This is a genomic window from Pseudomonas sp. SLFW, from assembly GCF_009905615.1.
GTDB classification, from domain to species: Bacteria; Pseudomonadota; Gammaproteobacteria; order Pseudomonadales; family Pseudomonadaceae; genus Aquipseudomonas; species Aquipseudomonas bambusae.
This window is the reverse complement of the sequence record NZ_JAAAKW010000002.1, coordinates 208333-220312: the sequence shown is the minus strand read 5'-3', so window position 1 is coordinate 220312 and position 11980 is coordinate 208333. Positions and strand designations below refer to the sequence as shown.

10 protein-coding genes are annotated in these 11980 nt (G+C 60.0%); 7 read left to right on the top strand and 3 right to left on the bottom strand.

The features are described 5' to 3' along the window. Positions 1-138: 138 nt before the first annotated feature. The 3 genes from GVN17_RS04325 (at position 139) to GVN17_RS04315 (ending at position 3591) form a co-directional block, all read left to right on the top strand. Positions 139-1131, top strand: coding sequence for an AraC family transcriptional regulator (locus tag GVN17_RS04325; RefSeq protein ID WP_166594003.1), 993 nt, complete (start codon positions 139-141; stop codon positions 1129-1131). 299 nt (positions 1132-1430) lie between these two features. Next, positions 1431-2459, top strand: coding sequence for a histone deacetylase family protein (locus tag GVN17_RS04320; protein WP_166594002.1), 1029 nt, complete (start codon positions 1431-1433; stop codon positions 2457-2459). A gap of 31 nt (positions 2460-2490) precedes the next feature. Next, on the top strand, positions 2491-3591 hold the full coding sequence (locus tag GVN17_RS04315) for a polyamine ABC transporter substrate-binding protein (protein ID WP_166594001.1): 1101 nt from the start codon (positions 2491-2493) through the stop codon (positions 3589-3591). Between the two features lie 76 nt (positions 3592-3667). On the opposite strand, the gene GVN17_RS04310 is transcribed toward GVN17_RS04315, so the two are convergent. Further along, a complete protein-coding gene (locus GVN17_RS04310) occupies positions 3668-4549 on the bottom strand; it encodes a bestrophin family protein (protein ID WP_178115698.1) in 882 nt (293 codons plus the stop codon). Between the two features lie 246 nt (positions 4550-4795). Here GVN17_RS04310 and tkt point away from each other — a divergent pair, with 246 nt between their 5' ends. Beyond that, positions 4796-6883 (top strand): transketolase, encoded by a 2088-nt coding sequence (tkt, locus tag GVN17_RS04305; protein ID WP_371928474.1) that lies wholly within the window; start codon positions 4796-4798, stop codon positions 6881-6883. A gap of 190 nt (positions 6884-7073) precedes the next feature. Here the strand turns inward: tkt and GVN17_RS04300 are convergent, their stop codons facing one another. Both GVN17_RS04300 and GVN17_RS04295 read right to left on the bottom strand, forming a co-directional pair. Further along, positions 7074-8285, bottom strand: coding sequence for a YeeE/YedE family protein (locus GVN17_RS04300; RefSeq protein WP_166593998.1), 1212 nt, complete (start codon positions 8283-8285; stop codon positions 7074-7076). A gap of 213 nt (positions 8286-8498) precedes the next feature. Further along, positions 8499-10040, bottom strand: a complete 1542-nt coding sequence (locus GVN17_RS04295) for a PLP-dependent aminotransferase family protein (protein WP_166593997.1) — start codon at positions 10038-10040, stop codon at positions 8499-8501. 88 nt (positions 10041-10128) lie between these two features. Between GVN17_RS04295 and GVN17_RS04290 the strand changes: the two genes are divergently transcribed. The 3 genes from GVN17_RS04290 to GVN17_RS04280 are packed head-to-tail and all read left to right on the top strand — an operon-like array spanning position 10129 to position 11895. Continuing rightward, positions 10129-10767: an FMN-binding negative transcriptional regulator gene (locus GVN17_RS04290; protein WP_166593996.1), complete on the top strand. Its 639-nt coding sequence runs from the start codon at positions 10129-10131 to the stop codon at positions 10765-10767. Then, the gene (locus GVN17_RS04285; RefSeq protein WP_166593995.1) at positions 10760-11206 is read left to right on the top strand and encodes a GNAT family N-acetyltransferase; all 447 of its coding nucleotides are present in this window, start codon (positions 10760-10762) and stop codon (positions 11204-11206) included. Before GVN17_RS04290 ends, GVN17_RS04285 begins: the two co-directional genes overlap by 8 nt. A 17-nt stretch (positions 11207-11223) precedes the next feature. Next, positions 11224-11895: a GNAT family N-acetyltransferase gene (locus GVN17_RS04280; RefSeq protein ID WP_166593994.1), complete on the top strand. Its 672-nt coding sequence runs from the start codon at positions 11224-11226 to the stop codon at positions 11893-11895. Positions 11896-11980: the final 85 nt, after the last annotated feature.

Genomic DNA, 11980 nt, shown 5'->3' with positions numbered 1-11980 from the left:
GGCCGAAGGCCGTGGGAGCGTTGCTTGCTCGCGATTGACCGCGCAGCGGTCACACATTCAAACGACTCGTTCTTCGGGTTGTACACGGCACATCTCTTGCTCCCCCTTTCCGATCAAAAAAACAATCGGAATGCCCTCATGCTTCATTCGCACCTCACCACCCTCAACGCCGTGTCGCTGGTGCTGGAGACGTTTTCGGCCGAGGGGTGGGGCAGCGAGGCGTTGCTGGCCGGGAGTGGGATCACGGAAGCGGACCTGAGTCGGCCGGACATTCGCATTACCACCTTTCAGGAAATGCAGGTCTGTTCCAACGCGGTGGCGTTGCGTCGGGAAATCGGGTTGCCGCTGGGGCGGCGCATGCATGTGTCGTCTTACGGGATTCTCGGTTACGCCCTGCTCACCAGTGCCACTTTCGGTGACGCCCTGCGCCTGGCGCTGGAATACCCGGCGCTGCTCGGGACGCTGTTCGAACTACAGTTAGTCGAAGACGGCGACCGCGTCTGGTTCAGCGCCAGCGATTATCGGGACGACGAGGGCTTGCGGGTCTTCAACGCCGAGCTGTGCATGGCGTCGCTCAAGGTGATCTGCGATGACTTGCTCGGCAAACCGCTGCCGCTTCTGGCAGCACGATTCGCTCACGACGCCCCGGATTATCAGGGAAGCTACCGAGAAAGTTTCGCCTGCGAGGTGCGCTTCAACGCAGAAGACAACGCCTTTGCCTTCGACAGACGTTGGCTCGATCAGCCGCTGACCCTTGCCGATCCCGTCACCCATCGCGACATGCGCGAACGCTGCCGTCGACAGAACATCGAGTTCACCGGGCGGCAGGCATGGCTGGGGCGCATTCGTCATTTGCTCGCGGATCAACTCGACAACTCCCCGAGCTTGCGGCAGCTCGCGCAGAAGATGAACTGTTCCGAGCGTACACTGCGTCGTCATTTGCAGGCCACCGGCAGCAGCTATCAGCAGTTGCTCGACGAGCTACGCTTCGAGCGAGCCAAGCAACTGTTGCAGGATGACCATTTACCAATTCATCACATTGCCGAGGTGTTGGGCTTCAGCGAAACGGCGAGTTTTCGGCATGCGTTCATTCGCTGGAGCGGCGTGGCGCCGAGTCAGTTCAGGCTTTGAATACCTGATTTGCCGCATGTCCCCTGTAGGAGTGAGCTTGCTCGCGATACCGGTATGTCAGTCCCCCCTGCGGTGTCGGACAGACCTCGATCGCGAGCAAGCTCATTCCTACAATGGAATATCACCGGCCAATCGATTTGTGATCCGCGCCTCCAAACAGGGCGCGGCGCCCTATTCAGGGGCGATTTTCGGACAGCTTTTATGGCCGAATACATCCCCTTTTGGCCGTTTCCGTCGTTCTCCGAAAAGTCGTCCGCCTCAAGAATGTCGGACACCGATGCCCACAGGAGAACAAGAAAATGCTGACGATCTATTCAGACGATCACCATCTGCACCATGGCCGTTGCGAGTTGATCGACGGGCAATTGATGCCCTGCTTCGAAATGCCCTCCCGTGCCGACCACGTCCTGCAACGGGTCAAGGATCGCGAAATTGGCGCCGTCGAAGGCCCGCAGGATTTCGGCATCGAGCCGATCAAGCGCATTCACACCGAAGCGTTTCTGGAATTCTTCAAAGGCGCATGGGCTCGCTGGGCAGCGACCAACCCCCAAGGCGACCTGCTGCCGTTCACCTGGCCAGCACGCACATTGCGTTCGGTCATCCCCACCAGCCTGCACGGCCAGCTGGGCTACTACACCTTTGATGCCGGAGCACCGATCACCGCGGGCACCTGGCAAGCCGCGTACAGCGCTGCGCAAGTCGCTCTCACTGCGCAGGCCGCGATTCAAAACGGAGCGCGTAGCGCCTTCGCCCTGTGCCGCCCGCCGGGACACCACGCCGCCAGCGACGTCATGGGTGGTTATTGCTATCTGAACAACGCCGCCATCGCCGCTCAGGCCTTCCTCGATCAGGGCCATAAAAAGGTCGCGATCCTCGACGTCGACTACCACCACGGCAACGGCACGCAGTCGATTTTCTACGAGCGCAGCGACGTGCTGTTCACCTCGATCCATGGCCACCCGGAAGCCGAATTCCCGTTCTTCCTCGGTTATAAAGACGAGTTGGGGGAAGGCGCAGGCGAAGGCTTCAACTTCAACTACCCGCTGGCGGCGGGGAGCGACTGGGCCGCCTGGAGCGCCGCGCTGGAAAAGGCCTGTGACGAAATCGACCGTTTCGGCGCCGACATCGTCGTGGTTTCGCTGGGCGTGGACACCTTCAAGGACGACCCAATCTCGCAATTCAAGCTCGACAGCCCGGACTACCTGCGCATGGGCGAACGCATCGCACGCTTGGGCAAACCCACGCTATTCGTGATGGAAGGCGGCTATGCCGTCGAAGAAATCGGCATCAACGCCGTGAACGTGCTGGAAGGTTTCGAAAGCGTCTGACCCCTCCGACTTAAAAAGAAGAGAGACAACGATGAACAGACTCAAGCGCTTGATCGCCCCCGCCCTGTGCGGCGCCATGCTCGGCGGCATGGCCCACGCCGATGAACAGAAAACCCTGCGCGTTTACAACTGGTTCGACTACATCACCCCGCAGACCCTGGAGAACTTCAAGAAGGACACCAAGGTCCCGCTGATCTACGACATCTTCGACACCAACGAAGCCCTCGAAGCCAAGCTGCTGACGGGCAACTCCGGTTATGACGTGGTAGTGCCTTCCAACGTGTTTCTGGCCAAGCAGATTCAGGCGGGCGTTTTTCAGCCCTTGGACAAGAGCAAATTAACGAACTATTCGCACCTCGACCCGAGCCTGATGAAACTGCTGGAAGCCAACGATCCAGGCAACAAATTCGCCGTGCCGTACATGTACGGCACGATCCTGATCGGCTTCAACCCGGACAAGGTCAAGGCCGTGCTGGGCGACAAGGCGCCCGTGGACAGCTGGGATTTGATCTTCAAGGAAGAGAACATCAGCAAACTGAAGCAGTGCGGTGTGACGCTGCTCGATTCGCCTTCCGAGATTCTGCCACTCGCCCTGCAACATTTGGGGCTTGATCCGAACAGCAAGAATCCTAAGGACTACGACAAGGCGGAAGCCTTGCTGATGAAGATCCGTCCGTACATCACCTATTTCCATTCGTCCAAATACATGGCTGACATCGCCAACGGCGACATCTGCGTGGCCGTGGGTTATTCGGGCAGCTTCTCGCAAGCCGCCAACCGGGCGAAGGAAGCGAAGAATGGCGTGGTCGTGGACATGCGCCTACCGAAAGAAGGCGCACCGATCTGGTTCGACATGCTGGCCATCCCGAAAGGCGCGAAGGACGTGGAGGATGCACATAAATTCATCAATTACCTCCTGCAGCCTGAAGTGATCGCACCGATCAGCGATTTTGTCGGCTATCCAAATCCGAACAAGGACGCGACGGACAAGGTCGATCCAGCGATTCGTAACAACCCGAACCTTTACCCGACCGCCGAAGCGATGAAAACCCTCTACACGCTGACGCCGTTGCCACGCGAAGCCGAACGCGCGCGGACGCGGGTATGGACCAAGATCAAGTCCGGCACCTAGAAACAGCGGCAAGCTTCGAGCCGCAAGCTGCAAGTGGCGTACACCCGCTTGAAGCTTGAAGCTTGCAGCTCGTCACTCATCGCTGCTTCTCTGTGGCATCGCGAAGCATCGAGTTCAAATTCCCCGAAATATTCGCGCACAACGCCTTCATCTGAATCTCATGCTCGGACGCCTTGAACGGGCTTTGCAGGTCGGTGCCAATGCGTTCGATCGCCAGCAGCATGAAACCCACCACCGTCGATGCAAGTGGCGTGAACCAGCCCAACGTTTCCACCAACCCGATCGGCACGATGATGCAGAACAGCGTGATGAACAGTCGCGGGAAGGTCACGTAGGGATAAGGCAGCGGCGTGTTGGCGATGCGCTCCATGCCGCCCTGGCAGTTGGAAATCTCCACCATCGTCGATTCGAGCCGCGCCAGACGAATGCTGTCCAGCCGACCGGCTTGATATTCGCCCGCGATGATCGCGGCGGACTCATTGAGGATGTCATTGGGAAAGTTGTTGGTGCGTGTGCGGCGGTCGTATTCCTCGCGGGAAATCATGGCCGTGACGTCCTCACCGCATTGCTCGCCCTTGAGGTGCGCCGACAGGCATTCCACGTAGGCCACGTGCCGACGCAGCAGTACGGCTTTGACCGGATTCAGCTCGGTGCCGTCGTCGATCAGGGTCAGCACCTGCCGCGCGAAGCTGCGGGAATTGTTGACCAGCGCGCCCCATAACGTGCGGGCTTCCCACCACCGGTTGTAAGCACTGGAGTTACGAAAGCTGGTCAGCACCACCAGCGCCGAACCCAGCAACGTGAGAGGCATCGACGGCAGTGTGATCTTGCGTTCCAGGTACAGCATGAAGTCGACCGTGACAACGATGTCCCAAATCAGCAGCCAGAACAGCGACCAACCGATGTAGGTAAACGTCCTGATCATGGCGCGGTATTTCTTGATGATCGTTTCCTGCAATGGTCACCCCCTGTTTGCAACCGTCGACCCCGCAACAAGCTGGAGTCGCAAAGGGGTTCGAATACAGTTGTTACAGATCGTTCGAGCTGCCCACCAATGGAAATGTAACCAAATGCCTTAAAAGCGCGACCCGCCTTCCTGCGCCAACAGCCAGTCAGGTGACGGATTATTCATGGAACGAACCCGCCTCCCCCGCGCTCAACACCTATCTGGAAGCTTCAGCCACACGTCACGAGGAGAATGTTAATGAGCGCGTCTGCCACCTCCACCGAACGACCTGCACCCCACACCGATCGCGACCAACTGACCATCAATACCATCCGCACTCTGGCCATGGACGCCGTACAAAAGGCCAACTCTGGCCACCCCGGCACGCCGATGGCACTGGCCCCGGTCGGCTACACGGTGTGGAAAGATTTCCTGCGCTATCACCCGGAACATCCCGACTGGCCCAACCGCGACCGTTTTGTGCTGTCGGTCGGCCACGCCTCGATGCTGCTCTATTCGCTGCTGCACTTGGCGGGCGTGATCGAGATCGACGAACACGGCAAGCCGTCCGGCAAACCGGCGATCAGCCTGGAAGACATCAAGCAGTTTCGCCAAATGGATTCGAAAACCCCCGGCCACCCTGAATACCGCATGACCACTGGCGTCGAGACCACCACCGGCCCGTTGGGTCAGGGCTGCGCCAACAGCGTGGGCATGGCGATGGGCTCACGCTGGCTGGGTGAGCATTTCAACAAGCCCGGCGCGACGCTGTTCGATTACAACGTCTACGTGCTGTGCGGCGACGGCGACATGATGGAAGGCGTGACCGCAGAAGCAGCGTCGCTGGCCGGTCATTTGAAGCTGTCGAACCTGTGCTGGATTTACGACAACAACACCATCAGCATCGAAGGCCATACCGAATTGGCCTACAGCGACGATCCGCTGAAACGCTTCGAAGGCTACGGCTGGAAGACCCTGCACGTGAAGGACGCCAACGATGCGGCCGCGCTGGCTCAGGCAATCCAGACCTTCCAGCAGACCGATGACGCTCCGACGCTGATCGTGGTCGACAGCGTGATCGGCTACGGCTCGCCGAACAAACACAACACCGCTGCCGCCCACGGCGAACCGCTGGGCGAAGATGAAATCAAGCTGACCAAAAAAGCTTACGGCTGGGACGAAAACAGCAGCTTCCTGGTGCCTGAAGAAGCGCGCCATTACCTGCGCGACGCCCTGCTGAAACGCAACGGCAGCGGCTATGACGCGTGGAAGGAAACCTTTGCCCGCTTCGAGAAAGAGCAGCCTGCACTGGCCGACGAGCTCCAACGTATGCGTCAAGGCGAGATGCCCGAAGGCTGGCGCAACACGGCGGTCAGTTTCGATACCGACGCCAAAGGCATCGCGACCCGTGCGGCGGGTGGCAAGGTGCTCAACGGTTTCGCTCAACAGATTCCCTGGCTGATCGGCGGCTCGGCCGACCTTTCCCCTTCGACCAAAACCAACCTCACGTTTGAAGGCGCTGGCAGTTTCGAGGCTGGGAGCTACAGCGGCCGCAATCTTCATTTCGGGATTCGCGAACACGCCATGGGCTCGATTGCCAACGGCCTGGCGCTGTCCTACATCCGCCCGTACACCTCGACATTCCTGGTGTTCAGCGACTACATGAAGCCGCCGATTCGCCTGGCGTCGATCATGGAGCTGCCGGTGATTTTCGTCTTCACCCACGACTCCATCGGTGTCGGCGAAGACGGCCCGACTCACCAACCCATCGAACACCTGACCCAGTTGCGCGCTACCCCCGGCCTGCTGACCCTGCGTCCGGGCGACGCCAACGAGACCACCGAAGCCTGGAAAGTGGCCTTGGCGCAAACCCATAGACCTACGTGTCTGGTGCTGTCGCGCCAACCGATGCCAACGCTGGATCGCGCTAAATACGCCAGTGCCGAGCACGTCGCACGTGGTGCCTATGTGTTGGCTGACGCGGTCGAGGGCAAAGTCGAGGTGATTCTCATCGCCACCGGCAGCGAAGTCGGCATGACCGTCGAGGCGTTCGAAACACTCAAGGCCGCAGGTATCGCGGCCCGCGTAGTGTCGATGCCGAGCTGGGAGTTGTTCGAGGATCAGGATAAGGCGTATCGCGACGAAGTGCTGCCGCCGAACGTGAAAGCCCGCGTCGTGGTGGAGCAGGCCGGGCCTGTGGGTTGGGATCGGTACGTCGGCCAGACCGGCGCGAAGATCGTAATGAACACGTTCGGGGCATCAGCGCCCATCGACAAACTGCAGGCGAAGTTCGGCTTTACGGCTGAGAACATCGTGAAAGTCGCCAAATCCCAGCTAGGGAAGTGACGCTGACTTTCGCTATCTGACAGAACATCAGCTTGGCATTCGATGCTCATCTGCGGGAGCGAATTCATTCGCGAGAGGCCGGTACATCCGACGAAAATTTTTCGGATGTACTACCGCATCGCGAATGAATTCGCTCCCACAGGGGGTTTTATGAGTGCCGCAAAACTGCGGCAGTGCAGTCAGGCAGTAATCAACACCCGCTCAACACCACCGGACGCCGCTCGCCCTCAAAGAAGAACGGACGAATCCGCACGCCCACCGCATTCCCCGCAAACGCTGCGATCAGCCACAGCCAGCCGTGCAGGCTGCCAGAAGCGATGCCGCTGAAATACGCGCCGATGTTGCAGCCATAGGCCAAACGCGAGCCGTACCCCAACAACAAACCGCCCAACACGGCCGCGATCAGCGAACGGGTAGGGATCTTCAGGCTTGGCGAGAAACGTCCTGCAAGCCCCGCCGCCACGGCCGCACCCAACATGATGCCGATGTCCATGACCGTGGTGATGTCTTCCCACACCGGCGCGGCCAAAGCCTTGGCATTGGCTGGCATCTGCCAGAACACCCAACTGCCGACGTCCACACCCAGCGCGCTGGCGACTTTCGCGCCCCACAAGGCAAACGCCGAGGTGATGCCCCAGGGACGCCCCGCCAACGCGAGGGTCGCGTAGTTGAGCAACGCCAGCGCAATCGCACCCCACACCAGCGGCCACGGGCCTCGTAGGAAGCGACGCAGGCCCACGTGCTCACTCGTGACAGCGGCTTCGAGTTCGCCATGACGACGTTTTTCCAGCTTGATCGTGATCAGGGCGATCACAGCGAACAGCGCGAGACTCATGATCAGCGCGGGCATCACGCCGAAGGTTTTGACGATAGAGGTCGCCGGGAACGACGGCAGTGAGAACCACCAGTCGGCGTGATGGGTGGCAATCACCGAGCCGATGATGAAGAACAGCAGCGTGACCAGCATCCGCGCATTGCCGCCCCCGACGGTGAACAGCGTACCTGACGCGCAACCACCGCCCATCTGCATGCCGATACCGAAAATGAACGCTCCGAACACGACGGAAACGCCGGCAGGCGCGACCAGTCCGGTGACCGGCGTGCCGAATAGCGTCCCCGCGCCCAAGGCCGGGAAGAACAACACGACCGCAATCGCCAGCATGACCATCTGCGCCCGCAGACCCGCGCCGCGTCGCTCGTTGATGAACACGCGCCAGGCTGAGGTGAAACCGAAGGCCGCGTGATAAAGAGTCAGGCCCAATGCGGCGCCGACGATCAGCAACAAGACCTGCTTGCCGCCGACGGCGGACTGAAGAAACAGCGCGCCGATAACCAACAGGATGAAAGCGATCAGCGGCGTACCGAGCTTGCGCTCAGGGGCGGCGGAAAGAGGGAGGCTCATGGATGTGTCTCAGGGTATGTTTGCGATGGGCGCGAGTATAACCCTGCAACTGACGCTCGGCGCGCACCTGTAGGAGCGTGGCTTGTCCCGCGATCTGCCGGGAACCGGCAGCAACTTCAGCGAATGCGGTACATCCGTCATACCTGGTTGCAGGTTTACGACTGCTTCGCAGCCGATCGCGGGACAAGCCACGCTCCTACAAGGGATTGCGTTTCAGATCCAAACACCCCGCAACCGCTCCAGCGCCGACGTAATGTCTGCCTCGGGCACCGCCGCAAACCCCAACACCAACCCCGCCCGGTTATCCACAGGGGTTTGGGAATCCGGGAGCCAATAATCACTCAACGCCCCGATCTCGACCCCCACGCTATCGGCCTTGGCCACCAGTTCTCTTTCTCGCGCAAGGCTCTCGACCGCCACCGACACGTGCAACCCCGCCACCGGCTTGGGCATGGGACTGCAGCCCCGTACATCCTCGGGCCATCCCGCCAGCAACGCATCCCGCCGACTCAATGCCGCTCGGCGCATGCGCCGAATGTGCCGCTGGAAATGTCCCGCCGCGATGAACTCGGCCATGACCGCCTGAGTGCCAATCTCCGAATGCCGCATGTCCACAGCACGCCGCTGGCTGAACGGTTTGACCAGATTGCGCGGCAACACCAGATAGCCGAGGCGCAGCGCCGGGAACGCGACCTTGCCGAAGGTGCCGACGTAAAGCACCCGCCCATGCCGGTCCAGTGCTGCCAATGGCGCAAGGGGCGCGCCGCTGTAGCGATACTCGCCATCGTAATCGTCCTCGACGATCCACCCTTGGGTACGCTCGGCCCAGGCGAGCAACTCCAGGCGCCGCGCCAGGCTCATGGTCACGCCCAACGGGTATTGGTGAGACGGCGTGACGTAGGCCAGTTTGCAGGCCTTGCCCTGAAAATCCGGACTGCGCATCCCCTCTTCGTCCACCGGCATGCCGCGCAATGTCGCACCCGCCACGGCGAACGCATGCCCAGCGGCGCGGTAGCCCGGGTTTTCAATCGCCACGCCGTCGCCATCGTTCAACAGCAACTGTGCACAAAGGGCAATTGCCTGCTGCGCGCCACTGGTGATCACAATTTGCTCAGGGTCACACTGCAAGTCACGAGATGTTCTTAAATACACCGCTATCAGCTCGCGCAGCCGCCACTCTCCTGCCGGGTCGCCGTAGCCCAACTGATGCAACCCCGGTTTGCGCCAGAAAGCCGCGTGCAGCTTGCCCCACACGTCGAACGGGAACAGATCGAATGCAGGAATGCCGACCCGAAATGCCCTCGGCAAACCCTGCAAATGGGGCTTTAAATGATGCTGTTCCAGTCGCACTATCGATGCGCTGTGGATAACTTTACTGGATAAATCACCAGGTTCACTTCGCGAAAATGTGGATAAACCTGTTGATAAGCCTGGTGATAACCCTGTGGACACTTTTGTGGATAGTTTTTTGGCGGACATGGGTTTGTCCGGCAGTTGAGCGACGTAAGTACCGTCACCAATTCGCCCTTCGATGAAACCTTCGGCGTACAACTGGTCGTAGGCGCGCATCACGCTGTTGCGGGAAATTGCAAGCGCCAGGGCCAAATCTCGGCTGGCGGGTAAGCGCGTGCCGCTGCCCAAACGCCCGTCAAGGATTCGCTGGCGCAACGCCTGATACAGCTGGCGACTGAGGCCCTGTTGGCGGTCCAGCTCGATCCCGGCGAAATCGAAGGTTAGCGATGGCGTGATTGGCATGGATTGGCTCTACAAAATTGACCATTAATGGTTCTTACAACAGACCAATAGGCTGCCTAGGATGGGGCCAATCGCCAAGGAAAATCTCATGTATACACCCAGCTATTTCAAAGATGAGGACCTCGCCAGCCTGCATCGACAGATCGAAGGTACGCGCCTGGCGACCTTGATCAGCGTCGACGAAACAGGCCTGCACGCGAGCCATGTCCCGCTATTACTCGACCCGAACCAAGGGCCGCATGGCACGCTGTTCGGTCATCTGGCCAAGGCCAACCCGCAGTGGAAAGCGTTGGCATCTGGCGAAGCGCTGGTGATTTTCCAAGGGCCGGACGCCTACATCAGCCCGTCTTTTTACGCTGCCAAGGCCGAACACGGAAAAGTGGTGCCGACCTGGAATTACCTCGCCGTGCATGCCTATGGCCGCGCGGAGGTCTTCACCGACCCCGCACGCCTGTTGCAGCTCGTCAGCGACCTGACCGACAAGCATGAAGGCAAGCGCGCCGAGCCTTGGGCAGTGAGCGATGCGCCGGCCGATTACGTCGAGAAAATGCTCAACGCCATCGTCGGGTTCGCCATCCCCATCGAACGCATCGAAGGCAAACGCAAGCTCAACCAGAATCGCAGCGCCGAAGACATCGCCGGCGTCAGCAAAGGCCTGGCCGCCAGCCAGGATCAAACCGATCAGGAAATCGCTCGTTTGATGAGCCAAGGAGAAACCCGTGTCTGACGTACAGATCCGCCCTGTTACCGCCGACGACCACGCTGCCTGGCTGCCGCTGTGGAAAGCCTACCTGACCTTCTACAAGACGGAATTGCCGGACGCGGTCACCGAAAGCACCTGGAAACGCTTTCTCGACAGCAATGAGCCGACCAATGCCGCCCTCGCCTGGCAGGACGGTAAAGCGGTGGGCATGGTGCACTTCATCTACCATCGCTCCAACTGGAGCATCAATTGGTCGTGCTACCTGCAAGACTTGCTCGTCACCCCGGACCAACGCGGCACCGGCGTCGGGCGCCAGCTGATCGAACATGTGTACGCGACAGCCAAGAAAGACGGCGCTGACAAGGTTCACTGGCTGACCCACGAGACCAACACGACCGCAATCCAGCTGTACGAACGCATCGCCGAACGCCCTGGCTTCATTCAATTCCGTAAACCGCTTTGAGCTCTGGAATTCTGAACATGTCGAACCTCGAACACTGGCAACCAGCCAAACTGCCGGACGCGCGCACCCTGAACGGCCGGTTCATCCGCCTGGAAAAACTCGATGCCGCACGTCACGCGGACGGCCTGTGGACAGCGCTCGAAGGCCCCGGCGCCGACCCGAAATTGTGGGACTACCTGGCTGTCGGCCCGTTTACCGAACGCGCGGTTTTCAATGACTACCTGGCCGGGCTGCAAGACTCGACCGATCCTTGGTTCTACACCGTGATCGATCAGCAAACGGGCGACATCGACGGGTTTCTCAGCCTGATGTCGATCGTGCCGAGTGCGGGCCGGATCGAAATCGGCCACGTGACGTTTGGCGCGTCGATGCAGCGCACGCCGAAAAGCACCGAGGCGGTTTATTTGCTGGCGAAAGAATCGTTCGCACTGGGCAACCGCCGTCTGGAGTGGAAATGCAACGGCGACAACGCCCGCTCCAAGCGCGCGGCAGAGCGCTTTGGCTTTAGCTTCGAAGGCACGTTCCGCCAGCACATGATCGTCAAGGGCCAGAACCGCAATACCGCGTGGTTCTCGATCATCGACAGCGAATGGCCCGAGTTAGAGAAAGCCTTCGTAGCGTGGCTGGCTGTGGATAACTTCAAGGATGGCGGGCAAATCAAGACGTTGGCGGATTTGCGCCACGCATGAGCGAATTCACCCGTTAATCTGGCTGGAGAGCATCAAACCTGTGGGAGCGAATTCATTCGCGATTGGCCAGTGCAGCCGACACATC